This window comes from Polaromonas sp. JS666 (genome assembly GCF_000013865.1).
Classification (GTDB): domain Bacteria; phylum Pseudomonadota; class Gammaproteobacteria; order Burkholderiales; family Burkholderiaceae_C; genus Polaromonas.
The window spans coordinates 100,096-125,537 of record NC_007949.1 but is presented as its reverse complement, the minus strand read 5'-3'; the positions used below and the strand labels follow the sequence as shown (position 1 = coordinate 125,537).

The 25,442-nt window shown below is 55.7% G+C and carries 27 protein-coding genes; 8 read left to right on the top strand and 19 right to left on the bottom strand.

The window, feature by feature from the left end; genetic code table 11:
• Positions 1-182 precede the first annotated feature (182 nt).
• The 4 genes from brxC to BPRO_RS28920 all read right to left on the bottom strand — a co-directional run bounded on the left by brxC (position 183) and on the right by BPRO_RS28920 (position 5,785).
• Positions 183-3,791, bottom strand: coding sequence for a BREX system P-loop protein BrxC (brxC, locus tag BPRO_RS25145; RefSeq protein WP_011485879.1), 3,609 nt, complete (start codon positions 3,789-3,791; stop codon positions 183-185).
• A gap of 54 nt (positions 3,792-3,845) precedes the next feature.
• A complete protein-coding gene (locus BPRO_RS25140; RefSeq protein ID WP_011485878.1) occupies positions 3,846-4,427 on the bottom strand; it encodes a DUF1788 domain-containing protein in 582 nt (193 codons plus the stop codon).
• Complete coding sequence (locus tag BPRO_RS25135) at positions 4,424-5,011, bottom strand: DUF1819 family protein (protein ID WP_049764307.1); 588 nt, start codon at positions 5,009-5,011, stop codon at positions 4,424-4,426. The genes BPRO_RS25140 and BPRO_RS25135 overlap by 4 nt, the downstream gene beginning before the upstream one ends.
• A 330-nt stretch (positions 5,012-5,341) precedes the next feature.
• Positions 5,342-5,785: a helix-turn-helix domain-containing protein gene (locus BPRO_RS28920; protein WP_011485876.1), complete on the bottom strand. Its 444-nt coding sequence runs from the start codon at positions 5,783-5,785 to the stop codon at positions 5,342-5,344.
• A 135-nt stretch (positions 5,786-5,920) separates the two neighbouring features.
• Here BPRO_RS28920 and BPRO_RS25130 point away from each other — a divergent pair, with 135 nt between their 5' ends.
• The 5 genes from BPRO_RS25130 to BPRO_RS25110 all read left to right on the top strand — a co-directional run bounded on the left by BPRO_RS25130 (position 5,921) and on the right by BPRO_RS25110 (position 11,251).
• On the top strand, positions 5,921-7,249 hold the full coding sequence (locus tag BPRO_RS25130) for a sensor histidine kinase (protein ID WP_232291604.1): 1,329 nt from the start codon (positions 5,921-5,923) through the stop codon (positions 7,247-7,249).
• A complete protein-coding gene (locus BPRO_RS25125; protein WP_232291603.1) occupies positions 7,227-8,282 on the top strand; it encodes a response regulator in 1,056 nt (351 codons plus the stop codon). Before BPRO_RS25130 ends, BPRO_RS25125 begins: the two co-directional genes overlap by 23 nt.
• Positions 8,283-8,453: 171 nt before the next feature.
• On the top strand, positions 8,454-9,878 hold the full coding sequence (locus BPRO_RS28190) for a hypothetical protein (protein WP_049764306.1): 1,425 nt from the start codon (positions 8,454-8,456) through the stop codon (positions 9,876-9,878).
• Positions 9,865-10,167: a hypothetical protein gene (locus tag BPRO_RS25115; protein ID WP_011485872.1), complete on the top strand. Its 303-nt coding sequence runs from the start codon at positions 9,865-9,867 to the stop codon at positions 10,165-10,167. Before BPRO_RS28190 ends, BPRO_RS25115 begins: the two co-directional genes overlap by 14 nt.
• A 181-nt stretch (positions 10,168-10,348) precedes the next feature.
• A complete protein-coding gene (locus tag BPRO_RS25110; protein ID WP_198141062.1) occupies positions 10,349-11,251 on the top strand; it encodes a DUF3800 domain-containing protein in 903 nt (300 codons plus the stop codon).
• A gap of 239 nt (positions 11,252-11,490) precedes the next feature.
• Here the strand turns inward: BPRO_RS25110 and BPRO_RS25105 are convergent, their stop codons facing one another.
• Complete coding sequence (locus tag BPRO_RS25105; RefSeq protein WP_049764305.1) at positions 11,491-13,251, bottom strand: DUF4942 domain-containing protein; 1,761 nt, start codon at positions 13,249-13,251, stop codon at positions 11,491-11,493.
• 505 nt (positions 13,252-13,756) lie between these two features.
• Positions 13,757-14,152 (bottom strand): hypothetical protein, encoded by a 396-nt coding sequence (locus BPRO_RS28905; protein WP_157046004.1) that lies wholly within the window; start codon positions 14,150-14,152, stop codon positions 13,757-13,759.
• 413 nt (positions 14,153-14,565) lie between these two features.
• Between BPRO_RS28905 and BPRO_RS29880 the strand changes: the two genes are divergently transcribed.
• Complete coding sequence (locus tag BPRO_RS29880; RefSeq protein WP_157046003.1) at positions 14,566-14,748, top strand: hypothetical protein; 183 nt, start codon at positions 14,566-14,568, stop codon at positions 14,746-14,748.
• Positions 14,749-14,934: 186 nt separating this feature from the next.
• Here BPRO_RS29880 and BPRO_RS25100 read toward each other — a convergent pair whose 3' ends face one another.
• Both BPRO_RS25100 and BPRO_RS28900 read right to left on the bottom strand, forming a co-directional pair.
• Entirely contained in the window at positions 14,935-15,702 is a 768-nt protein-coding gene (locus BPRO_RS25100) for a hypothetical protein (protein ID WP_041390424.1), read from the bottom strand.
• A 496-nt stretch (positions 15,703-16,198) separates the two neighbouring features.
• Positions 16,199-16,579 carry a helix-turn-helix domain-containing protein gene (locus tag BPRO_RS28900; RefSeq protein WP_011485866.1) on the bottom strand — a complete coding sequence of 127 codons (381 nt, stop codon included), beginning with the start codon at positions 16,577-16,579 and terminating at the stop codon, positions 16,199-16,201.
• Between the two features lie 135 nt (positions 16,580-16,714).
• On the opposite strand from BPRO_RS28900, the gene BPRO_RS25090 reads away from it, so the two are divergent.
• Positions 16,715-17,065, top strand: coding sequence for a hypothetical protein (locus tag BPRO_RS25090; RefSeq protein WP_011485865.1), 351 nt, complete (start codon positions 16,715-16,717; stop codon positions 17,063-17,065).
• A gap of 402 nt (positions 17,066-17,467) precedes the next feature.
• Here the strand turns inward: BPRO_RS25090 and BPRO_RS25085 are convergent, their stop codons facing one another.
• From BPRO_RS25085 to BPRO_RS30755, 11 genes are all read right to left on the bottom strand, one after another.
• Complete coding sequence (locus BPRO_RS25085; protein ID WP_011485863.1) at positions 17,468-17,695, bottom strand: hypothetical protein; 228 nt, start codon at positions 17,693-17,695, stop codon at positions 17,468-17,470.
• 172 nt (positions 17,696-17,867) lie between these two features.
• Positions 17,868-18,062 carry a hypothetical protein gene (locus BPRO_RS29875; protein ID WP_041390421.1) on the bottom strand — a complete coding sequence of 65 codons (195 nt, stop codon included), beginning with the start codon at positions 18,060-18,062 and terminating at the stop codon, positions 17,868-17,870.
• A gap of 305 nt (positions 18,063-18,367) precedes the next feature.
• Positions 18,368-18,661 (bottom strand): hypothetical protein, encoded by a 294-nt coding sequence (locus BPRO_RS29870; protein WP_041390419.1) that lies wholly within the window; start codon positions 18,659-18,661, stop codon positions 18,368-18,370.
• Positions 18,662-19,070: 409 nt separating this feature from the next.
• A complete protein-coding gene (locus BPRO_RS28180) occupies positions 19,071-19,778 on the bottom strand; it encodes a hypothetical protein (protein ID WP_011485860.1) in 708 nt (235 codons plus the stop codon).
• An 85-nt stretch (positions 19,779-19,863) separates the two neighbouring features.
• On the bottom strand, positions 19,864-20,265 hold the full coding sequence (locus tag BPRO_RS25065; protein WP_011485859.1) for a hypothetical protein: 402 nt from the start codon (positions 20,263-20,265) through the stop codon (positions 19,864-19,866).
• Positions 20,266-20,498: 233 nt separating this feature from the next.
• A complete protein-coding gene (locus BPRO_RS25060) occupies positions 20,499-20,870 on the bottom strand; it encodes a hypothetical protein (protein ID WP_011485858.1) in 372 nt (123 codons plus the stop codon).
• Between the two features lie 4 nt (positions 20,871-20,874).
• Positions 20,875-21,180 (bottom strand): hypothetical protein, encoded by a 306-nt coding sequence (locus BPRO_RS25055; RefSeq protein WP_011485857.1) that lies wholly within the window; start codon positions 21,178-21,180, stop codon positions 20,875-20,877.
• 295 nt (positions 21,181-21,475) lie between these two features.
• Entirely contained in the window at positions 21,476-21,772 is a 297-nt protein-coding gene (locus tag BPRO_RS25050; RefSeq protein ID WP_011485856.1) for a hypothetical protein, read from the bottom strand.
• A gap of 178 nt (positions 21,773-21,950) precedes the next feature.
• A complete protein-coding gene (locus BPRO_RS25045; protein ID WP_011485855.1) occupies positions 21,951-22,322 on the bottom strand; it encodes a hypothetical protein in 372 nt (123 codons plus the stop codon).
• Positions 22,323-22,645: 323 nt separating this feature from the next.
• The gene (locus BPRO_RS29865; protein WP_157046002.1) at positions 22,646-22,957 is read right to left on the bottom strand and encodes a hypothetical protein; all 312 of its coding nucleotides are present in this window, start codon (positions 22,955-22,957) and stop codon (positions 22,646-22,648) included.
• Between the two features lie 348 nt (positions 22,958-23,305).
• Complete coding sequence (locus BPRO_RS30755) at positions 23,306-23,428, bottom strand: hypothetical protein (protein WP_255349059.1); 123 nt, start codon at positions 23,426-23,428, stop codon at positions 23,306-23,308.
• Positions 23,429-23,652: 224 nt separating this feature from the next.
• Between BPRO_RS30755 and BPRO_RS25035 the strand changes: the two genes are divergently transcribed.
• Positions 23,653-25,170 carry a RepB family plasmid replication initiator protein gene (locus tag BPRO_RS25035; RefSeq protein ID WP_041390412.1) on the top strand — a complete coding sequence of 506 codons (1,518 nt, stop codon included), beginning with the start codon at positions 23,653-23,655 and terminating at the stop codon, positions 25,168-25,170.
• The last annotated feature ends 272 nt before the right edge of the window (positions 25,171-25,442 follow it).

Below are 25,442 nucleotides of genomic sequence, written 5' to 3'. Positions count from 1 at the left end.
ATTTTCCTGAGCTGCCCACCTTCAAAACCTTTACGGTCCTGCCTTGCGGTTCGCGTCGGGTTGCGGTGTGAGTCCTGGAGGTTGTAGTTGACACGGTGCGAACTCCTGAGAAGTTGTCTTAAACTGGACTAATAGTAGTCCATTTTTGGACACTTAACCACCTTCGCTTGGACAAGGCCCCACTATTGCACCCGCGCCATTTGTCCAGAGTGAATGGCGGCCAGCAGCTCGGCCCTGAGTTTGACCACAAAGGCGTCCACGTCAGCTTCAGTTTCAAGATAGGTCTTGCTGGAGAGTTCTGCGGCGCGGACGACGCGGGTGGGTTTTGCAACCGGCGGGGCCACATTAGGCTGGACCGCCTGCACGGGTTTCGCGGTGCCACCCGTGGCCGCAGAGAGCTTTGCCATGGCCTCTTCGATGAGGGCGATTGCGTCGTCCATCGCGTCGCCGCCCTGGCCCTGCAGGTACAGGATCTGGGCAATGCTGGTCTGGCTGGCAATGCGGGTCTTGAGGTCTTGCAGCGGGCGCAGGGCTTTATTGCTCAACTCGGGCGTGGCACCCACGGCGTCGAGCTTGGCTTGCACCTCGGCAATCTTGGCGTCGATGGACAGCAGGGCCTTTTCGCGACGGGCCTGGGCGAGCTGCTCGTTGACGGCAGTGACAGCGGCGACCAGCGGTTCGATGCGATTGATCTGCCCGTAGGGCTTGGGATTGTCGCGAATCTGGGTCAGCTCGGCGAGCGCAGCGGCGGCTTGCGGCACCTTGTCGAGGGCTTCACGGTTGTCTGCGAAAGCCCGCAAGCCATCGAGCAGTTTGCGCCAGGCGGTGATTTGGGTTTTGTAAAAGTGGACCAGGTCGTGGATGTCGTCCGCAGTATCCAGCCAGACTTCTTTGGCGTCCAGCAGCGCCTCGACGAATGCAAAGCTGTCGCGAACCGCGAGTTGCTGGGAAATCCGGGTCAGCGCGGTATCGATGTCGGCCCTACCCGGGTGATGGGGCGTGGCGGCGGTATGGGCGTAGCTCTTGAGGTCAGCTTGCCATTCAGTGAATTGGTCGCGGAAGTCGGCCACCAGGCTGTCTTCCTCTTCGCGGCCGAGCTTGCTGAACAGGTCCTTGTAAAGCTCGCGGGCGCGTCTGATGGCGCCGGCGTCTGCCGTTTTTCGCTTGAGGATGGAGACCTGCTTGAACCGGACGGACTTGGTCAGAGGCTCTGCGGCCGATTGGGGATCAAGGTCAGAGCCTTCCAGCATGAGTTTGATCTCGCCAGCCATGAACAGACGAGCGATGAGCAACACGGTTTCCCACTCAGGCTTCCAGCCCCAAGGAATGCCGGCAAAACGGTCCACCACATCAGACAACAGCACCCGATTTTGGCTGGCGGCCAGCTGCAGGTAGTCGCGCATCTCTTTGATGGCGAGCGCATTGCCTGCATCACCGTCTAGCCCCAGCGCGTGCTGGCCCAGGTCATCAGCGCTAAGCACGGCCTTGATCTCGGCTATTGGGTCGGCCTGACGTACCTTGAGGTAAGGCAACTTACTGTAGGTATTGGTAATGAGGTAGTTCAGCAGCGCCTCAAGCACCGTCGCGGGACTGCCGGCCTTGAACTCTACCGGCTGGCCCAGGGCGTAAAAGTCGCCCGTGGTCATGAGATCTGAGAGCTGATGCACCAAGCGCATCCGGCGTTCGCGGTTTTCGTCTTTTCGATCAGCCAGGATTCGCTTGAGCGACGGGGTCGCATGGTCGGCCTTGGGACTGACGATGTATTTTTCGATTTGCAGGTAGAGCGCCAGTTCGATGTCGAGGCGTTCACCCTCGGCCAGACGGACGATGGCGCGCCCTGCTCCCTCGCTGCTGCGCAAAATGCACTTGGCGGGCTGGAGCTTGTCGTACTCATCACCCAGCGGGGTCAGCACTTCAAAGCTCAGGGCATGACTGGCCTGACGCCAAGGAGCGCCATCGAGCAGGCGGTTGAACTCGTAGTCGGCTTTGGTGCCCTGGTGACGTACCTTCGCTTGGTTGCCCAGGATTTCCTCAAAAATCAGCTCGGCGAGCAGCCGGGACTTTTCAGATGCGGAGACATCAACGTGGCCAATTTCGCGTGCGACATCGCGCTCTTCGTTGGTCAGGAAGAACCACAAGTCACCATTGCGGCTGACCAGGCGCTGCTGCTCCAGGCGGGCCAGACTCTCCTGAATCTTGCGCTTTAGGGCGAGCTTGTCGGCGTCGATCTGGTCAATGCACAGGGTGGCTAGGTTGTCGATGTTTGGCTTGACGATGTCGGGGATATAACGGATGAGGAACATCGCTTTGAGGAGCAAGCTGTCATAGGGCTGCAGCGCGGGGTTGAGCGGAGCTTCATCAATGGAGCGCTTGGCCACCCCGTCAATGAAGCTCTCGATCGACGGGTAAAAGTCGTACAGCGGGACCAGCACATCGGTGCTGTGGTCGGCATTGCGCGTGGCGGCAGACTGGAAGGCATCGAGCAGCGAACGCTCTCCCCGCGAGAGGTGTTTGCCAGTGGCGCCCACCTTGCGGATGGACTCAAAAATCTTCTGCAGTAACGTGAACTGGTAGGGGGCAAACGGGTAGCAAGCGACAAACTCGGCCGTGTCTTTATAACCACGCAAGCTGACCGAATTGCCGGCAAACCCGAGTTGATTATTGATGACATCGCTCCTGCCCGCAAAGTCATCACGCAGGAGGACATGAGCGGCCTCTGTTTTAGCGAGCAGGCGCTCCCCTATGACCTCATCGGTGTTGCTGCTGGCCAGGGACAGCCGGGTATGAAAGCGCCCCTGAATCTTGGAAAAATCTTGCGACCTGGCTTTGTTGGCTTCGCCGATGGCTGCGTCGATGTCTTCCTGGCTGGTGACGATGACCCAGGCACGGCCCTTGCACTGGGTGCCCAGCTGCTCGGTGATGGTCTGCAGGCTGAGCATGAGCTGGGCATTGGCCCCGATGAACTGGCCCACCTCATCGACCAGAAAGATGACCTTGTGCTTAGCCGCGCGGGTCGCAAGGTAGTCGTTGACCACCTTGGCAAAGCCCTCAATGTTGATGCGGAAGTCGTCGCGGGCACGGTCAAACCATTGGCTGGCGGACTCTGGCGTCATCTTCAGGACCTGCCCGAGCGCGGCAACCACGTCGTCACGCAGGAAATCAACCGCGTCACGCTCTTGTTCCCAGGTGCTGCCGTTGGACGCCGCAAAGGCTGCTTTGAAGGCGTCGTAGGCACCCTTGGCGACGAGGTGGCGCTCCATGTCGGCAATGTGAGGTGAGTCGCCCGAGTAACCCAGCTTTTCATTGAAGACCCGCAGAAAGACTTGCAGGATGGCATCGCGATCGGACTTGCTGTCGGCTTTGGCGTCGATGTTGAACAGAATGACATCGGCCGTGCCCTGCACCGCACGCTGGATGTCGGCGAGCAGCATGGCGTCTTTGATCTTTTGGTGGTCAAAGAACTGGCTGGCAAGGCGCTTTTCCCCGGTCTGGGGATTGGTGGCCTCCATGTTTTCCAGCAGGTAGGACAGGATCTTGATGAAGTGGGACTTGCCCGAGCCGAAGAAACCGGAAACCCAGACTCCCATGCGATCGGTGATGGCGGCGTCATGCGGGCGGTCAATGGCGGCAAGGTAGGCGTCAAAGAAGCGGCGCAGGTAGTCGCTGATCTGCTTGGTGACAACGTATTCTTCCAGCTCTTGCCAGACGCTGGCGGCGTCCATTTGGTCGGCTTTGATGACGCCATTGATGGGGCGGTCGATTGGCTTGAGAAAAAGGTCTCTGATTTTCATGTTCTTGTTTCTCCCTGATGAACTGTAGTTTGCGACCCGTGCTGGACGCCAAGTTTATTCGGGCACCAGGCGGAAAGCCCGGTAGTAGTGGTCTTCCGCCAACGTATTGAACAAGCGCAGGGAGTGCCCGTCGTAACGGCCCGGAAAGAACATCAGCAGCGGCGTGTTGCCCATGATGGGATGCAGGGCCGAAAGCAAGGTGTGGGTTCTGAGCATGGGGTAGACGCTGCCCACGCCGGAAATAATCATGAGGTCGAGACCGCGAATGTCGAATTGGGTGGAAATCTTCTGGGCGAGCTTGTCCTCTTTGAGCACGGAGCGCAGCGCGGCAAGTGTGCTGTCGTCGCCCTTGCTTTGCTGCATTTCAATTGCTTTGTCGAGCAACTTGCGCTCTTCCAGCAACCCTGTTACCAATTGGAGAAGATCGACTGTCCCGGCGTTAATGGGTGGTTGGCGCTTGACGAGCGCAGGCAATAGGATGCCCGAGATGAAGTCACGCACCGCCATTTCGTGGTCGGGCGGGTAGTCGAAGATCCAGAACCCGATTTCGTTCCCTAAGCCCTTGCTGTCGAGAAAATCCCGCGAGGTCACCCGCGGTAGGATTTGATTCAGTCGTTCATCAAAACTCAGCGTCATTTGGCGCGCTCCAGGCAGTCGAGTACATAGGTTTCATGGCGGACGCTTAGGTAGCGCCTAACATCGGGGTGCAGGGATTTGGGCGTCAGTTTCATCGAACGGGCACTCTCTAAGTACTTGGCCTCGACCAGGATGCGAACAATCACCTGAAGTAGTTTGGCCCGGGTGGAGTCCGACCAACCCGCTACCTGCGGGTCCTGGTGTGCACACTCAACCAGAAACTCATGCCAGTCGCCGGGAGCCAACGTGGGTTCAAGGCGGCGTTGCCGGTTGGTATACACGTTGCGGATGAAATCACCGAGCAGCCGGCTGTGCTTGACCGTTGCAGCCAGCAGCAGCTGGATGACCACCTCGTGCTCTCGCTCGGCGAGCATGGTCCACGCTTGGGGATCGAGCGTGGTGAGCCTTTTGCGGATCAGCGTTGCCTGCCGGCGGGCGGAGGCGGGGGTGTTTTTCTGCAGGATATTGTCAACTTCGATGGCGTGCCGCCATGCCGCCTCATCGGGCGATGCCAAAAGCAGCAATGCGATGCGCTTGCTCTCAAGCGGAAGCAGTGAACCAGCGGAAATTTCTGCGTTGTACAGAGGAATACCTATGAAGGGTTTTTCGCCGCCAAGCTTACCAGCAGCCCGGGATCAGCATTGCGGCTACCTCCCACTGGCTCTGTCACTGCCGATTCGGAAGTGACCAGGGAGCCGACAAATCGTTGGCCACCCAGATAGCCAAATAGTTCAAGGCAATCGTGGACCGCCGGCCACTGACGCATGGTCAGTCAATCCTCGGCTTCCCTGGTCACACTCGGGTCGGTGCCAACATATAGGCAAAGGAACTCAACGGACAGTTCGCAAGATCCGGCCAGTTATGTTCCATTTCAGTTCGCAGGTGCAAAGATACGCTGTGAATCCGTAACAGCGTCAAGCGCTGTTCGATATCTCAGCCAGTGTGGCTGCAGCTTCCCTTTTGCCCATTCTTCGCAGGCTTGCGATTCCTGGCAGTTGTGAGGCACGCGGATGCGACTGTCCGCTTTCCCATTTCCTTATCGACTGATCTGAAACTCCCAGGATCGATGCAACCTCTTTTTCAGAAAGACCTAATCGTTTGCGCTGTGCAGCCAGGCCTGTCGCGCTAAAACGAAGCGCTGACGTAGGTTTTTCAGCAAGCTCACGCGGGGGAATCGCTTTCACCTGGTGTTTACTCAGCCTGGCAACAAGCCGTTCTAACTCGACCACTCTCCTTTTAAGAGCAGCGATATCGGTTCGGTACTGCGAAGAGGCTTTTTTTAGGGATTGGGTTTCCCCCCGGGACTCTTTGCGAGCGACTCTCGCTATTTCACTCTTGAATGCAGCGGCTAGGTTCATTGTTCTGTCCAACGATAAAGAGGGCTTCATGCTACAGCAATGGTCAAGCCCAAAAGATTCAGCTATCCCCTACTGCTAATAAGAACAGGGACAATGCTGCCATTTGTCCAACTCACCATCGGTCGGTATCGGTAAATGCTCGAAGTATTCAAAAGGTTGAGGAGAGGCAAGCAAAATGCTTTGCTTACGGCCAGGAAAACGATGCAAGTGCTGCGCGAGGAGCTGATAGTCGCGCCCATTGAGCCTATTTTGCATCTCTCGCCAATGCGCATGAAAGCTGCTGGCCTCTGTTTCTTAGTGGGCCACGCCCTGTTTTCCTGGATCTGGTCGGTCTGGTTGCCGCAACCCTATGAAAATCTGGCACTTCGCGTGCTGGCCAGCTTGCTCGGGCTGAGTCTGATTTTGGTGACCTACTGGGTTCGTCATGAGCCCAACAGTCAACTACCCAACAAAGTCTTCAGCGCTGTCTATTGGCTTAACTTACCGGTCCTCTTCACTTGGATGTACCTGTGCAATAGTGGCAGCACGATGTGGCTGGGAACCATGGCTGTCATGGTGGTAGCTTATTACCAGCTAACGGACTGGCGGTTGGCGAGCGTAGGCACGATCACAGGAATTCTTTTTGCTTCTTCACTGTTTGTCATCATTGCCCCTGAAGTCCAGGCCGTCCCGGAACAGCAAGGGAAAATCAACGCAGTGGTTTTCGCATTCGCATGGTTTATTGGACTTGCCTTAAGTCTGTCCTCAGCGAATCTACGGCGCGCTCATATCAAAAGCACAATGACCACGATGGGCATCATGGCCCATGAACTGCGCACACCACTTTCAGCCGCCAATCTTCTGGGCGATGCCATTCAAATGGTTGTTGACCGTCGTCCCGACCACCCGTCTGCTCCCCAGTTGGTGAAACTTGGGGGACGCTTGCAGTCCCTGGTTCGGACCATGAACCATCAGATCGACATGCAAATCGCCAATGCCAGGCTGCTTCAGCTGCCCGCCAATTTAGAGCTGGTGGATGCCGCAACGGTGGTCAGCAATGCTGTCGCGGCTTATCCGTACCCATCTGAGCGCGAAAAGCGGTGCGTAAAAGTTACCGTTTCTGAGAAGTTTGTCTTTCGGTCATCTACCACCCAGTTTTCGCAAGTTCTGGACAATCTGATCAAAAATGCGCTGCGTTCTTTGATGGCCACTGACTCCGAGTACCAGGAAGGCGCGCTGTCTATCGAAGTCATGAGGCAAGGCAAGCGCGGTCACTTAGTGGTCACAGACTTGGGCGGCGGCATTGATCCAGCGCTTTTGCCGCATATTTTTAAACCCTTCTTCTCAACCCACGCCGGCACGGGACATGGCCTGGGTCTGACCTTCTGCAAGCAGGTGGTTGAGCGAGCTGGAGGCACTATTTCCGTCAAGTCTCAAATTGCCCACGGTGCATCTTTTATGATTGAGCTACCTGTCGAGGAATAACAAATTCCCGGCGGGCTACTTCGTAACCACTCTTCAACTACCCTACATGCAGTTTCCAATTTACTGTCGCCCTGGCGGCATCGTCTTTCTTGATGACGACCCGGACTTCCTTCAGATGGTCGCCGAGGTCATGCCGAATAGTTGGCACGTCCGCTTGTTCCAGCGCCCCGTGAAATGTGCAGAAGTTTTGGATCAAGAGCAGTCCGTCTGGGAAGCCGACACCAGGAGCCAGCAGGAGATCGTCAATCGTTGGCGCGAAGGGGCTCCGCTGATCCCACAGATCCTCAAATACTGGCGAGAGGACGGCACCAAGCGTTTTTCGCTAACACAGGTCTGTGTTGTGGATTACTCGATGCCGGCCAAAAATGGGCTGCAATTTCTGGATGAAATGAAGAGCTGGAAGGGTTCTCGGATCTTGCTTACAGGTCAGGCCGATGAACAAATCGCTGTTGATGCCTTCAACCGCGATTTGATCGAGAAGTTCATTCCAAAGCACATCCCTGAACTCCGCCTACGCGTGGTTGAGGCCATTCACGGATTGCTTTTAAAGTCTGCCGAGAGGCATCAGCAGACCTGGCTGCCCACACTTTCCCACACCCAGCAATCGCACTTAAACGATCCACTGATTTCAAAGCGGTTGGGTGATTTGGCTCAAATGCAAGGTTGGGTTGAGCATGTTGTGATCGGTGCGCCCTTTGGAGTGCTTGCATTGGACTTCGAGGGCACCATTCAATGGTTGCAACTGGAGCCTACCGAGAATCTGCACGAACTCGCGGAAATTGCTGAATCCCAGGGGTGGGACGATGAAACGGTTCAAGAAATCAAGGCCGGTGAAAAACTCATAGACCTGGAGCTGCAGCAAGCCCTAGGAAATGGCCTGCGACCACAGCCGCGTGAGGCCTTCACCATTGAAGGTGAGAAATCAGTCCTGCATGCAGCCCAGTTTGCTGTCTTTGAAGACTTGAGTGTCGCCTATATGAACAGCCATGGTCGTTTCCTGGCAAGCCATGCAGAGAGAGCGCTGCAGGATTAATTAGCTTACAAGCTAATGCTATTGCTGACTTAAAGCCCAAGCGGGCCCTATAATTTAGGCGTTACTGGCCTAGCCTGTACCGCTGGCTTTATGTCAGCCTTCAACCTCTCCTTACGGGAATTCACTTCCGTAGGGGATAGTGGGTTCCCGTTTTTCATTTTGAAAGACTTTATGGAACTCACACCTACTTTCCCCATTGGATCTGTTCTCGATTGCGGCCATGACGTGGATGCAAACTTCCTGGCCGCCAGCCGGTTGAGCAAGCGCGAGATCGTTCCAACCGAAATCAATTTTGACACCGTCCTGGTGCCAATGGCTGAATCAGTGCTGAAGGACACCCCACACCGCGGCTATGGCGCCGCATACCTGGATGTGTTCTTGGAAGATTGCCTGACAGGCCCTGAACAACACTTTGCAGGAGTGACCGACTTTGAGCGCTGCGCCCTTGTGTATGCAAAGGCCGGCGCGATCAAGACGAAGGGACAAAGCATCAGGACGCACGCTGGCAAGGTACTTGCCCTGCACCAGGTGCATCTCTACTACGAAGAAGTACACCCATCCACGACTCTGAGTGATGCAGATCTGCGCGAGCGGCTGCGCTTCGCTCAGAACACGGGTTTCGTTCTGATTGGACCGGATGAGTGCCTTGCGGTTCTCACCAAACATGAAGGCAATGACTACACGTTTTGCGATGTGTACGAAAATAACTCGCAAGGCGTCGTTCGCAACCTGGCGGGCTACTACGCTGAGTCGCTTGATGCCCGTCTGGGTACCATGCGAATCAGCGAACTGGACGCTTCTGCAACTGACCGGGCCCTAACCAAGGTTGGCGGCGATCTGTATTGGTGGGCACGCCCCGGCATGCCAGTGAACGATGAGCAGGTGCGCAGGATGCAAGAAGCCTACCGCTTGCTGGATGAACACAGACCGAACGCCCCCCTGGAGCGAAAGGCCAGTGGTGCCAGCGTCAAGCGCTGGTTTATCGAAAACGGTTCAACTGCATCTGTGCAGGATCTGGTGAAGCGTGCCGCCGGTTGGGTACGCTATTCCACCTGGCAAGATGACTGGTTTTTTGGTCTGTGGGTCAACCCCACATCACTTGAATGCCTGACCTACGCCGAACAGGACGTCATGCACGTCAAGTGCGAGAACGCAGACCAGTTCAATCAGGAGTTGGCTGACCTTGCTCAGCGCTATGGACAATCTCGAAGCCCGAGCATGATGGCGATCGGGCCGGATGGGACGGCAATATGTTTCGACACGCTGACCTTTTTGAAAGGCAAGGTCGAAACCCTGCAGTTCACCCACCCTGCTCCAAAGGCAGAAGGTCGGCGCCAATATAACGTCCCGCTGTTCGGGAGTCTCAAAATGGATCATCCCATGGTGTTGGGCATTCAGAACGGGGACCGCATTGAACTGTCGGCCGAGGCCTTCGAGCTGGACCTGTTGAACCCTGTTGCTTTTGAAGGCCCTCACCGGGCAGACTTGAGCAAAACGGAAGGCTCTTTACAAGTCACCCTGTACATGGCGGATGGGCGCGAATACGCATCTGACCCCTTGAGCCAAGGCAAAGGAGAACGCAATGCACCAGTGTGAAATCAACGCCTTGGCAAGCAAGCATGGGCTTGAACCAAGCAAGCAGCACCGTGGCAGTGACAACCGTGGCCGGTTCTTCCTGACCCAGGATCTGGCCGGCGGCGAACGCTACCTGCAGGCGCTGGTGTCCTATCCAGATGGGGCAACTGGCCAGAAAGGCGGCGTCCACGTCCACGTGGGCCTGTATGCACAACGAAAGATTGCTGACGACGGTACCGTCCCTTACGACGACGTCGATACAGCTGTGGCTGATGTCGTCGAGCGCTTCAAGCGCCTGCGCTGCCACTGACCCTTGAAACCGAAAAGCCCTGGACTGCCAAAAAAGCAGACCAGGGCTTTTTTTTTGCGATGTTTGCCGTCCCAAAGCGGGGAGCAGTGGCGTAAGATGAATGCCCCTACGGTAGCGCAAAGGCATCGATGCATTGGTTTCCGGGTATGCAGCTGAACGGCGCGCCAGAAAGGATCTGGTGGTGCTTCAGGCCTACATAGACGACTCTGGAAGCGACAAGCGGTCAGACAAGCGCCTCGTGCTTGCGGGCTACATACAAACTGCCGAAGCATGGTCTTCATTCTCGGATGAATGGGCGGCTGTACTCGCTGCGGCCCCTGCGCTGAAGTCATTGCATATGACCGACTTCGGCGGGTTTACCAAGGAAGAGCGCGAAGGGAAGATCGATGCGTTGGCGGCAGTCCTTGCAAAGTACAAGCCGATATCAATCGAATGCTCAGTTAGCAGCAGGGACTACAAAGAACTGTTAAGGGATGCCGTTCCTTACGACCTTAGGCATCCCTACTTTCCTTGTTTTGTGGGCGTCCTCTATGGGGTGGCAAAGGCGCTGGAAGCAGAAGGGTTGAAGGGGCCGGTAGACCTGATCTTTGACATTCAAGGCAATGTCGGCCCGTTGTCGGCACTTTGGTACACCCCCCTTAAACACTCGGACCCGCTTCTAGCATCGACCCTAGGCGGGCCTCCGATATTTAGAAGCGACGATGACGTGCTGCCATTGCAGGCAGCAGACATGCTCGCATGGCATGTGCGCAGAGTTTCCGAGCCCCACTATGAGAAGCGGCACATGGATGTCGCCAATGCAATTAGGTTCCGTCATCGATACATGGAAATGCCGCGCGAGTTAGTGGCCTCGTGGGCAGTGAAATTCTCAAAAGTTCCTGGTTTACAAGAAGTTAGAGACAGGTCGATCGAGCATTCGGTCGCTAAATTGATCACAGGCCTACCGCCTGAGAGGGTGGTCCCTGCGTTTGAAGCGATGGCTCGCCGAGCCCGTTACCTGAGAATCTTGAAGCAGCTGTTGGAGCGACTCGGACTTCGCCGTTTGTGGAAGAAGATCGCCAAGAGCAAGATAACTATTCGGTAGCCTTTCGGGCGGGCTTAGTGCTCTGCGTACACTTGCCGGGCGCAGCTACCCGTTCGAGCGCCCGCGTGAACACTGCGCCAGTCTCATCAGCCTCAAGCTCACGTGCAGATTTCTCGAATCGCTTCGATTGCTCATGATCGTCAGGTTTTGTATCGCCTTTTTTTGCCTGCAGATCCATACAGGCAACAAAAAAGGCCACCCCCGAAGGAGTGGCCCAAATGTTTAAGTGATTGCCAGAGTCACGCAGCTTGTTCAAACTCTCCAACATTCGTTGCTTCAAGCAACAGCGTGTCAGAAGGCTTCACCTCGATCATCGCATCAATGTCGATTCCATGGCGCTCATGAACACGAGCTGCTGCCGCATCGATGGCATCCTGCGCCCGTAGCGCTTCCTTGGAATCCGCACCGCTGTAGAACAGCGTTGAGAAGTGGTCTCGGTAGTAGCTTGCGCCACCATTTTTTCGCACTTCCTGCCGAAGTTCGGCATCGAATTTTTCCGCCTTTTCGTACTGGGCCCAGAATCCCGGCCCCGCCTGATTCACATCAGGTGGGAGCCAGGCCCGTTCCTTGCCAACCATGCGGTTCAGTCGATCCATCAGTTCCTTGCTACGAGGGTAGAAATGGATGGTGCCAACGCCTGGATACAGGCGAACGTCAAAGTAGCTGCTGCTCACACGTTTCCCGCCTCTTGCCAGATCGTTGTAGTGCGTATTGAACACACTGACCAGGCTGACTTCCGGCGCTGATTTGCCATCGATCATGCTGAAGACCTTGTCGAAGTCCGCCAGCAGGCGTTCCGAGTCCCATTCCAAACTACCCCGGAAAGAGGATGTCTTGAACCCGGGCAGTATGAACCGGGTGGTCTTCAAACGCATGCCGCACGTTCGGTGCTTGGTGTTCGATTTCCAACCCCGATAGAAAACAGTGTTTTCTTCGTGATACCGACTGATGGTGTCAAAGACATCGCACATCATGCCCAACTGGATCGCACCCGCGTTGTCCAGGATTCCGCAAAGGAAGCCATAGATATTCTTAACCGTAAACTCCAGTTTTGCAATGTCTTTGAAGTCGCTTTCAACGCGCTTTTGGGCTGCAGATGACAGCTTTGACGTGACGTTTGAAGATCGCAGAATCAGCGTCCAAGCCTTGTCCTTGAGCTTTTCATAGCGCATGCCAATTTCTTCCTGGACAAACTTGACGCTTGTATCTGGTGGAATTTCCTTCCCGCCCCCGTTGAGTTCCGCCATCGTTCTGCCCAAATAGGCTTCGTAATGGTTGGCCTTTGCCATTGTCACTACAGCTTGCCGCATCGCAATAACGGCTGCATCGAAAGCCAGCACGCTGTTCTCGATGAAGTTGTTTGGGAGCATTACCTCCTGCGCCTTCTGGTAACCCCCGGCCAAGCTTTCTGCTGTTTGCCTGTCGGCCGCCAGATCATCGAGCAATGTTCCGAATATTTCTGCCTGCGTGTCTGCTTTTTTGCAGAGGTAAACCAGCGCTATATCGACCGGCGTTTTACGCTCGGCATCTTCAACCATGAAGGCGTTTTCCACAAACTCGACCTCACCATACTGGTGAATCAGGCGCAGAAGCTGTCTTCGCTGGACAGAGAATGGGTTCCGCAAGCTCTCGGCATTGATGATCGCGCCGATCTCTCCATTCCAGAGCAAGTCCCATGCTTTGAGGACGTGCTCTGCACCGTTCAAGAATGGTGGGTTGAGGATCACGTGTGAATAGATCGCAGCACTTCCGAACTCCATGAAGTCTGTACCCACCACGTTCAGCCCCAGCTCGCGCAGTCGGCCGTGTTTGGTGATGTCGATTTCGCAGCAGTCAATGGGGCAGCGGCTCGTATAGCGCTCTGCATCCCATGGTGCGGCTTTGGCCAAGTCCCCGTTGCCGGCACTGGGTTCCAGTACTCGGCGGAATTCACGGTTCTTGAATTTGGCCCATAGTTTTCTGCCCAGTGCTTTGGGCGTTGGATAGAACTGCCTGTCCATCGTGATCTCTCTTTTGAAATCGCGAGAACGCACCGATCCCCTGCGGGGTGGTGTGCCCCGCGTGGGTTGAATAATGTTTTCTCAACGACGGAACACGTCGTTGAGACAGAGTCCTAGTTAGAACTCTTCGATTGCGCCTTTAACAACTGCAAGTACGTTTTCACGCCACGAGCTGAAGGCCAAAGGCAGCCCCATACCAATGCGCCGGTTATGAGGCTTTGTTAGGGGTTTCGCTATTGGCTAGCTGCCGTTGCGGAACTCACTTCTTTTGCAGCCAGGGCACTTGCGAGTTCCAGCTCTGCGCGGGCAGCAAGATCGCGGGTCTCAAACGTAAAGTCCCCGCTCTCCCCCAACTCCTTGCGACGCTCATCGCAGACGATTCGCCACTGTTTGTCAGGGAAATTGTTGCTCACACATCCACATGCACCGCTGGGGTACTGCACGTTATGGACATACCAGCCGCCGTGTCTCCACTTTGAGTACTCAGGTTTCCATTCTTGATTGTTCACTTTCCATTACTCCAGTTGATGAAGCCCAAGGTAAGTGAACGTGCCCGGTTGGGCGATGTTCGCCCTGGGCAGTTGATGTTTTTTGACCAGCGAGTGGTCTTCAAAAAGGCTGGCAGATGACCAGCAAATTGGACGGAGCCAAAGTGCAGCCATTTTAACAACAGCGATGTGTTTTTAAACCGCGAACGACGTAGCGACGCTCGATCACCATCTCCGCCACCAATGGTGATTCCGTCCTCATAACCACCAGCCCGAACTGCATCGCTGCCCGATCGGACATGGGGCATTCGGGATCTGGCTTCCGCGGTGCACCGGACAAACTGACTGTGAATGCTGAGGCCGGCTACTTTTAGAAATCCTGTGATCGCCTGGGCAGCTGCAGTGAGCGTCATAGTTCCTCCTGCTGAAACGTGCCTAACTTTTAGGCTTCGGCAGCCAGCCGCAAACAGCTTCGAGGTCGATTTTTCCCCTGAAATCGAATACACTGAAAGCTCGTTTGGTCCCTGTGACCATTCGCGTACCTTGTGTACGCATTTACCAATGGTTGGTGTTACTTCGGTATATCCAATCGGCACCGCTAACCCGGTGTATTGGCGGCTGCATCCTTGGATGTAGTCAGCGGCTTCTCGGCGCTTTAGACGTTTTCTCTGTCCTTGGTTTCAGGGCATAGGGGGAGCTCTCCAATCGCCGTGCCGAGAAATCGGCAGCATGGGCCTCCTGGCGAGCCGTGCGAGGCGTCCTTTGTGTGTTTTCTGACCAGAACACAGAAGGGGCGTCTTGCCCGGATTTCAGATAGGAGAGCTCCATGACTGCATCTAGTATGGTCAAAGCAGGTGTTTCGCCCGCCGACATCACCACCCTCAGGGTTGTTCGCAACTCGGAAGTGCGTAACGCACCCTTGTATCGCAAAATCCGGGAACGGGTTCGCGCGCAAGTGAATGCGTTTCAAACCCGGCAGCTGCTGAACTCTTCCGTGACTGCAGCCTAAGCGAAACACCATTGTTCGTACAGCAACAGGAGGCCTCTGCGCCTCCTGTTTGCATTTCTACTCCCCCTCCTCCCCTTCCCTCCCCGTCTACCGGCCATCAGGCCAAAAAAAAACCTCAACCGCGCGATGCAGTTGAGGCTTTCGGTGCTTTGCGTCCACCAGACGTTCTCTTGAGATCTCTTCGACCTATTTGTAGGCCCCTTTCAGATGCTTCTTCTTCCACTGTTCAAGGGACAGGTTGGAGTGCCCTGCTGCAGTGTTTTCGGCCCACTGAATCTGCATGGCGCTTTCGACGTTTCCACTGGGGAGGATGAAGTCCGACACCCCGTTGGAAAACTCAACCAACTCGTTGGAGAACCGCTCCTCAAGCGCCGCCAGGAGGACTTTGTCCACCACCAGCTCATCGCCGGCAATGAGCACCGTGAAGTATTTGCTGCCGGGCACATTGATGCGCTCGATGGGGCAGCGCCCTTCCAGAATCTCGCTGACCACAAAGTTCGTTAACTCATCCACTTCGCCGCCTTCGACTTCAGCCCCAGCGAACGCCCCCAGCGCCACAGGCGTGCCCTTGGGTACATCGAGGCGGTAGAGACCATCGTCGTTGCCGTGTTTGGTGCGGTAGGCCTGCGCCGCCTGGACCCGCTTGGGATCGGACTCGTAACGCCCGCTCACCACCGGTGAGACATCGCCCTCAATCACCACCAGGTAGTGATCAGTATCTTTGCCGTCGTTGAACACTTCCCACTCTCGGTAGGACTGGTTCGCAACCGCCAGCGTGGTCTTCTCGTCGGCCGGCACAGCGCCGGCGATCTTGAAATCCAGCAAAGGCGATCCTTCATCTTCACCGCTGCCAATTGGGGAGACGACAGTGCGAAGTTTGCGATTGATGGTTTCAGTCGCCACTTCACCTTCGACGTGCTCAACCAGGAACTGGACTACCACGATGTGCGCCATGTGATTTGTACTTTCTGTCATGAATTGACTCCGATATTGTGGAGCCCACCTCCCCCAATGGAAGATGAGCTCCCATTGGGGTTGTAGTGATGCGGTTTATACCGCGTTAAGTGGGTCCACACGAATCCCCGAATGCGCCTTTCGGCAGCACCCAAGGATCAAGGAAGACCGGCGCACTGAATGTGCGACTGTTGGCGATCTCGACCCAGAAAGGGTCGGTATCTGTGCCGAAATCATCCATGGCCACGGATAGTCTGCTTGTGCAAACCATCCTCGTCTGTGGTTATGAGTTTCATGTAGTTCTCCAAAAAGTAATGGGAACCACATGCCCCAATCGGGAAAAATGGTTCCCGTTGGGTGTTGGCCGCGAAGGGCCGGTGTGTTGATGGCCGTCACACGGACGGCGAAAATGGCCGAGGCCAAGAACGCTTTCATTTTATCAGTCGTAGGGCGGGGAGAATGTCAAAGTGGCGGGGCCGTGGCCGCAATGAGCAAGCTATCTCCTGCGCCTGTTGGCCTTTGCCCGTTTCGGAAGTGAATCAATCCCGTGCTGGACGAGCATTTCGTCACGCGCTGGATCTAGGACCGAATCGAAATGATCCAGCATGCCCAAGGCATCCAATACCCGGAGGAAGTTGCGCATGCCAACACCCGCCTTACCAGACTCGATAGCCACCACTGTGCTCAAGCCCATGTCTGCCAACCCTGCCAGCTCGGTCTGGGTCCAGTTGCGGACTCGCCTTGCATGTGACACGCGCTGGCCCAGCCTTACCAGGGCGTCCTCCGTGCGACGATCCGCTTCAGTTGGAGGTTTCAGGAATTTTTGTGATGGCAGTGATTGCCCCTTTGGCTTTGATGTGATTTCAACATTTGTCATGCAACCAAGCTACATCAGGATGGCTGTTCGTCAAGGCCTGCAAATTTATCTAACCCACTTGCGCAAGCTGAATTTCGTGAGAAAGTAGAACCAAGAAACCCCGGCAACGTGCCGGCAGGCGGCAAGGAGCATTAAATGTTGGTTATCGATCACCTGGTCACAATGTCCGATTCCGAGTGGCAGCAATTCCAGGCCATGACACGGGCACCGTGGCGGCCGCGCACCGTCGACGAATTCAATGCCATGTGCGACCTCGGATCAGCGATGCACCGCGCCGAAGATACCGAGACCGTCGGTGAAGTGTTCGCGCAGAACACCCAGCGCATCAAATTTGGCCCGGATGGCCAGGCGAACTTCCCCGCGGACAAACGCAGGCTGGCCTATGTCGAAAAGTATGGCCACTCGCCTACTCCAGAGCAGCTGGAGGCCTTCAACCGGGAAGTTATCCCACAACGCTCAGGCTTGTCGCTCGTTAAAAAGGGCTGACCAGAATTAGTGCGTGTGGTCAGCTGTCAGGGGCCGCTACGGGCGCCCCGGCAGGCTGGCCGGTGCCGCAGCTGTCCTTGCACTTGTATTGACGTGTTCCGGCATCCTTGGACACGCGATCCATGTGGTGGGACACAATGGAGCGAAGCCCTTGTTCATCCTCAATCACAGCCTGTCGTTTTTTGTGGGATGCCTGAAGTGGCGATCGGTGCGACGTAGGGAGAATGCATGCCGACGCGCCCACTTTCGGGCGCTGCCTGGACGTGGCATTCCCCTGCAGCAGGCGGTTGAAATCTAGGTTCATGCGGCTCTCCCAACACTCGAGCCACATGTCGTCAAAGGTGCCCGTCCGGGTTGTTAAGTTGTGCCGACAAACTGCGTTTGGACCGGCATCACTGGTTGCTATTTGATGAGTTGCTCTGGACGGATCTGGTAGCCGGCAAAGTAGGAAAGCGAGTCGGCTTCCTCCACTAAACGGTCGTACTCATTTCGCTTGAGTTTGATTATTTTCTTGTTTTTCACAATGAAGACCGGGCTTTTTGGCCCGGACTGTGCCATACCGTTGGCAATACTGTTGATGCGAATGATGAGATTCGCCATCCGAGACGACTTTCTGCGTCTTTTGGCCATTTTCCTATCCTTTCAAAAAGAACAGGCACCTGCCCTGGAGAGCAATTGGTGCCCATCAGGGTTGTTTTTTTAGATTGACTGCCAAGAAGTGACAGCCGATTGATCGCGGTAGGCGACCAAGCCAGAGCGATTCACCTCGGGCCACTACTTAAGCCAAAGAACATGGCGAAAGTCAGCCAAGAATACGCTGAGTCACATCTTCATACAACTCAGCGATGGCATCCACGGCATCAGCGCCGTTGATCTCTTTATCCGTCCCGAAACCAAGATCTTCCAGTCCGGCCAAGAGCGCGTTAAGAGCCAGCTCAGTTTGGGACGATCCCTTCGGCATGGACTTTTTGCTAACACGCTTTTGTTTTTTGCTCATTTTCCTTGACTCCGTTTGAATTGAGCCCAAGGAAGATGAACGTACCCTTGTGGGCGGTGTTCGCCCTGGGCAGTTGATTGGTTGTGACCAGCTGGTGGTCAGTTGAATGGCTGGCACTCGACCAGCAAATTAGCGCGCGGCTAAAGTATCTGAATTCTAGCCATTTTTGGTCCTGCTGTCAGGCTATCGTGATCGGGGTGAGGTTCAAATAGGAAACCAGACGCCCATGAAAAAAGCCCTGGCTGTCACGAGGACGAGCACAGGGCTTGGTGGTTATGACAGTACCGAGTTGCGGTTTGCGCCGGCTAGGCAATCGACTTGATCGCCCATCCGATGATGAGTCCTGCAATTGGCACTCCTATAGCGTAGATCCAGCGCTTCCAGTCAGCTGGCATCAGTTCACTTCTTTGGCTATTGAGTATTTGCCCAATGATGTACAGCCCAGTTCCCTGGACTGCGGTCATTGAGCGCCATCCCATCGGGACAAAGAACCATTTCCATAACTGGGAGACGACAAAGCCTGCCCACAGCATTGATATGGTCGCTGCAGCGACGAACAAAACGAACTTGAGGAATCGTGTGGCCTTTTCGTTTTTCACAATTTTTCCATCTCCTGTTGATTGGAGAGCACCGACCCAGCTGGGCAGCGCCCTCCGGGTGGTTGATTTCAGATCCCGTAATGGGCTCTGACGAGGCGTCGCCGTTCTGGGAACGGGCGCCCTTGGGTTACTTCGATTGGCGCCCGTGCAACTAGCTGCCGCAAGGCTGCTGCGCGCACGGATGGCTTGTAGTTTGCACTTGACCGCGATATGCGGACCAGGTGGTGGACGGGCAAGACTTCTGTCGCACGGAGATGGCCAAAGAAGCGCTGTCGTTTTTCGCCCGCGAGTACACGTTGGGTAGACAAGATTCACATCCTTCAAAAAGGACGGACACCCTACCCGTTCGGGCTATTGGTGCCCGTCAGGGTTTTCAAATTCCGCGTAAGCCGGGGAATTGGTTCAGGTTCTACAGCTGCTGTGCTGCAGCTTCGATCAGGTCGGCACGCTTGAGGATGCTTTCGGCCTTCTCGCGCATTTCTTTCACTGTTTCACCGAGAGATGTCTTGGCAGACTTTCCTGGCGAAAGGCGAACGTCCAGATTCGTTGTATCGGTCTTGATGCACGCGTATGCGGATTGGAAACCCAGTCGCACTTTGACAATCATGTTCAAGGCTTGATGTTGTCGCTTCAGTGTGAAGTCGTTGACTGGCCAGCCATATTTGACATGGAGTTCATTGGCATAGGCCTGCGCCAGTGCATGAGTTCCCATATCGCCAACGCATTCGGCCCCGCCGCTCTTGATCCGGACGTACACGGAATAGAACTGCGGATTCTCGGTGTCCACCTCGATGCAGGTTCCCATCGGGTCGCCTTCCTCATTGAGGTTTCGTACACCTTGAATCTCAATGGCATCGTAAGCTTCAGCTCGGTCACCAATGATGACATCGGCATAGCGGTCGTTAAGGTCAGCATTGATCACGAACGCGTCACTGCTGGGGCTTTCGCCCTCAGTAACCATCGTGGCCAACTGCTGCGCTGCCAGCTCCTGGCTTGCCTGCATCACTTTCTGGTGTTGCTGGTAGTCGAGCTCATCCGTGAAACCCAGAACTTGCAGCTGCTCAAGAGAAGAGCTGGCGGGAGCAGTTTGGGCCTGTGTTGTTTGCACAGAGTTCATTTGAAAATCTCCAGTTTTTGGAGGGCACTGCCCCATCAGGGCGTGGTGCCCATCCGGGGTTAATTGGTTGCAGTCGACTGGCTGCTTATGCAGCCTGCAGGAGTGCAATCTCGGTAAGCGCGTAGCGAAGAAACACGCGCGCGATATTCTCCTGACTTTCACCGGTGAAATAGGTCCCCGCGGTATCACCAGTGGTGATTCCCAGGTCCTTTTGAATCACGTTAGCGCCGGCGTTGATGGCCGCTTCCGTTGCTTCATCAAGCGTGGAGTTCAGACGCTCCAGGGCAAGCACTTGCGCATCTGTCATCCCGTAGAGGTCAGGGGTGGCAGCAAACCGGCCGCATTCTGTCACCGTGGGGTCGTGGATCACTACGCCCTGGTGAACGAATCCGGCCATCGGTTTGCCGAGCACATCGCTGGTCTCATGCAAGGCGAAGGGGAACACGTCTGCAATGGGTTTTTGCAAGGGCGCGGTGCTGGTTTTCATGTGGTTTCTCCAAAAGAAATGGGAACCACACTGCCCTGCGGGAAGCTTGGTTCCCGTGAGGTACGGCCGTTTATGGCCAATGAGATGAAGGTCGTCACATGGACGACGAAAATGGCGCGAGGCCAAAGACGGATTTATTCTAGCTGCTCTGGTGCTGCATGCCAAGTTCATCTAAGCCCAGAAATAGGAAAAGCCTCCACCCTTGCGGGAAGAGGCTCACCATTTATCGCCGATCAAGTAGCGGCCGCCATCGTTTCATCGAATGGCGCCCAGCACCAGGACCAGGCGCCAATCGCATAGACCTTGGTAGGCACGCCATCGATGTCGATCACTGATGGGGAGAACCGCTCAAGGCTTTCGTATTCAGGGCCACTGTGGTCCTCCCTCACAAACTCATCGGTTTCGGGGTCGTATTGCAGGCCCGGCATGTCCTGGGCAAGCTGCTTTGCCACTTCAAAGACGAAGTAAGGGCACTCCCAGCCGTTCCAGCGCTGCCCGCTGGTGAAGGCCTGATAGCGCTTGCTCTGGTCCCTGATCCAGTCCCCGCAGACAAGCTTGGATCGGTACTCTTGCGCTGTACTCACAGTCTGTTGGATTGTGGCCATGAGCTCAATCCTCCGGCTGGTGATCAACGTCCATGACGTCTGGCTGGCATTCCTGCAGCGCATTCCCGTCGATCGTGAAGGCGGTGGAGGCATCTTCGCTCAATGCCTCGGTTTCATGCTTAAGCATGTAGGCTTTGCAGCGCTCGACCTCCTTGGGGGCAAGCGGAATGCACTGGCCTTGCGGCTTCAAGAATGCGCTCCTCTTTGCCGGACTGGTGCTCGGGCGAGATGTCATGTGCACGGGCAGCAACTCCAGTTTTCCCTGCAGGACTGTCTCAACAATCAGCGGAACAGTAAGGATGATTTGCATGGGTCTTTTTCTCCTGATTTTTTGGAGACCCCGCCCCTCGGGGTTGAGTCCCCGGGGGTGCTAAAGGCGTCACAGGCTTGGTGTCTGCACGGTGCCACACGGCAACCTCAGTTGCGGCGGCGCTTCGTTGAAGATGCAGCGTGCGCTGCCTCTTGGAAAAGGGTCTGACCAAGCCTTGTGGGCTTGATCAGGATGAAATTGCCACCGTAGTCAGTGGCTTTCAACGAGTGCAGATTTCTCTGCGGATAGCGTGAGCTTTCCTCGCCATGGCATATTTCCAGCCATTCTCCATTGGTCAGTGGTAGGTCCGCTTGAACAGCAGTGGTTGCTGCTTGTGCTGACCGTACAAGAACACTTCCAGCCTCTCACGCACCCATCCAGAAATGGCGGGCGAATTGAGAGCTTTCACCAGCACCATGCGGTGACCGGCATCCATGACGGCATCAAACAGCGCTTGCACGCCATCTTCGCCACCAGCCTTAGCAGCACTGTTGACAGTGGTGCCAGCTTCTTCCGACATGGCCAACACGAGGAAGTCCACGTGGGCAGAAAAAGCGTTGTACTTGGTTTCATAAACTGCTTGGCTCTTCATTTCAATCTCCATTAAAGGGATTGACGAGTTCCAAGAGATTTCCCCCATGGGAACCTTGGTTCCCGTCGGGGGTTGTTGAAGGCTGACATGTGTCAGCGAATTCGGAATGTCCGAAAGCGAATTAATTTAAACAGACTTCCTGAGGATCGTCAACCCAGGCGGCCGGCTGGACCTGCATTCAGATGCTGACCGCGAGTGACTTCTTTCCCTTTTTTCCGTAGGCTGCTGGCTTGAATGAATTCGCCGAGGAGGTGAGCATGGTGAATACCGAATAGCCTGGAAAGTCACTTTTGATCAGCTTCACAAACGACAGTTCTGCCTCTGCGCTTGTCGGTGCACTCTGCACACCATGGACAAGCTTCATCGTGGTCGCGTCATCGGCACGTTGCAAAATGGCAGAGACAAAGAACACCTGCAGGGACTGAGTTGCCTGTTGATCGTCCTGGTTGGCAGTGGCATGCATGGAGCAAGTCAAAGCAGCGGCCAGAGTCACAAACATGGCGAAAGTGCGCACCAATTGCTTGATGCTTGATTTGATATTGAAGGTCATGAGGTTCCCGTGGTGAGGCCCATAGGAATACGCCCTCAGGACGTAGTCCCCTGCTGGGCATTGACGATGTTTCGACCCCGCAAGGAGGCCGTGGTGTAAGGCTGGCACTGGCTGGTGTTACCCAACTGACCGGCAAATTTGGACTGCGCCAAAAGTGAATAAATTCTAAGGCTGGGTCACGTGGCTGGCTGGCCCTCACACCGCTATGACGACAAGATTTCCACTGGAACGAACTTTTGGCGCACTGAAGTGCCGGTTCAGTCGGCTGATTGTTGTTTATGAGCTTGCAGCAGTGCCGACGGTGCCCTTGGCCGTGTTCCCCGTCAATGCCGCGCAGCTGATGCGCCGTCCTGGTCGGCGAGCGTCAAAACTCCAAGCAGGCGTTCCTCAACCCAACCGGAGCGGTTTTCCACGCCGATAGGCGCCGTGTTGGCCAGATCCTGAATCACGGCCTTGGCTTGCTGTTTGGTTCCTTTGGCTTGGGAGAGCTTGTCCAGGACTGCGCGGCTGAGTGTCAATGAGGTCCGGCGTCCCGCAATTTCGACGTTGACCCGTTTCGTGATTGGTTCCTTGCGCTTGCCTATCCCGGCCTGCTCCATGGCCAAGCCTACTGCTTTCGTCACGATGGTCAGCAAGTCTTGTGAATCTTGCGCGGGTTCTGAGGCCCCAAGGACGCTGGCCACCTTGGCACGGTGAGACGCGGCAAATGCACCGACAAACTCATCCGCGGCACCGCTCTCGGCCAATGCCTTGATGGCAGCCCCAACGATGGCATCGAGTTTTCGGGTTTCACTGTCGTCTTGCACAGTCTGAAGTGTAGCGGTTTGGAATACTGGACATACTGCCGCATATCGCAAAACGATGTGTATTTACTTGTTAAGCGGTGTTCTGCTGCGCGCGCATATCACGCATACCTAGGAAAAGTATGCGAATCTGCCATGATTGTTTGGCTTCCCCTTCTGGCAATGGTCAGAAAATCGGCCTTAAATAGGGCGAATCGCCCGGTTTTTGAGTTGAATCTCATCAAAACCGACAACCAGCAGCGCCCCACTCCCATCGTCATGGCGGGGATCGCTTCCAGTTTGTTTCAGGATCGCAAAAAACATTCTGAATGTTCCATTTGAGAATCACAAGCAAAATCAAGGACTTAGCTCGTTGTCCATGGTGGATCTGCATACTACCGATGGCACGGGCCAGCGTAAAGCAGCAAAACTGCATACCAGGCATGGCAGATGGGCAGTCGATCCATGGCAGAACTGCATACTTGCGCACCGTATGCTCGATCGATGGCAACGAGTGCCCCCTTGTTGCCATCGATTAAGATGTCCATGTGAGCACCACCGAGCCAACTGCCATCGATCCTGAGGACCGCGGCTTCGACATGCGGCGGCGGGAGCCTGACCAGCCGTCGCTATTCCCGACCGAGGATCTGATCATCCCAGAGACGATCAGGAGCATCCGCAAGGCGGTGAGTGCCATCCATGCTACCCCGTTGCGCCCGGAGCACAGCCAAAGCCTCAATAGCCGGCGCCTGTTCGATGCTTGCATCCTGGTGGCCCAGATTGACTTCCGCAAGCGCGACAAGCAAATGCTCGATCGAGTTCGAACCGAGCGCCTGTCGCCGATGTTTGAAACTCGGGTGACTGATCTGGCGCGGTTGGCCGGAATCCCTGGCAAGAACTATGAGCGCATCTATGAGGAGCTGGACCAGCTCTTTGAAATGAGCCTGCGTTGGAACATCGTGGGAGAAGACTCTGAGGTTGAGTGGGAGATGAAGAGCCACTTCCTCGCTTCATTGGGCTACGGGCGCGGGCATAGGCGCGGGCTCATCCGCTTTTCGATTGATCCCTCGATCCTGGAGATCGTGCTGGAGCCCAGCAATTGGGCCACCCTGTCGCTTCAGGCCATGGAAGGCCTTGGGACGGCCGCCAGCTACGCGCTTTATCAAAACGCCTGGAGGTATGTGAACACCCATGCCAAGGTCACTGCGGTCCTGCCGACGGCTACATGGGTTGAGCTGCTGATGGGCCAGTCCAGGTATGTGGTCGAGGATCCCGAGCAGGGCAAGCGAGTGGTCAACTACGGCGATTTCAAAAGGCGCGTGCTGATGGATGCCATTCGCCGGGTCAACGACATCCAGGCATTGAGCTACACGCTTGAGCTCAAGGAATATCGTTCCGGCACCAGAGTATCAAAGCTCCAGTTCAAGTTCATCCCGAAAAAGCAACCTTCACTCGGGCTGCCCCTCACCTGGCCGGACGACGTGTTACGCGTCCTGGAGCGCCTGGGCTTCACCCAGACAGAAATTGAAAACCTGAGTCAGGCCCACTCCTATGAGGAAGTGGCTGATTCCATCCTGCGACTCAAGGCGGCCGAAGGCAGGCTGAAAGCTGCTGGCCGGCCCATCACCTCCAAGAAGTCCTACTTCAGCGGCATCCTGGCCAATATTGCTTCTGGTGCCGTGGGAGATGATCTGGACCATGAAAAGATCGAGGCCGAGGCGAAGGCGCAGGAAGCGCAGCGCGCGGCCGACTTGCGGCATGCACGCCGAAAGGAAGAGTTTTCAAAGCACGTGTCCGATGTGTTTGCGGCCAAGCTCTACGACTTGGACGAGGTGGACCGGGACGAAATCATCAGGTCATTTGAGGGCAGCCCGGCGGCGGCAAAGGCCCAGCTTCTGATCAAAAATGGATGGAGTCCCAAGAGTGTTGGGGCGCTGAGCATCCTACGGGGATGGCTAGCAACGGACCGGCCCGATGTGTTGGACCGGATCCTTACAAACCCCGAAGACAAGAATTTCGATGCCTGGATGGCGTGGCGGCTGGATTCGATAGAGCCCGACCGCTGATTGCGAATGCCCATGCGAACTGACCACCGTACCTGTATTCGTTGAGCAGATTGCTGGCGATCACCATTGACCCGGTCAACCGCTTCCCGGCGAGAGCGGTCTATCGGTAGCCCCCTCAAATGGGGGATGTTCAAACCACAACGGTTGGTTGAGAATCGCTCCAAATGTGGAGCGAGCCACTTCTTACCAGGTGCCGGGTTTGTCGCTATTTTTAATGTAGCAAACTATCCAAGTGGGACGAGCCTAAATGTCAGTTCTTATAGTTCAAGTTG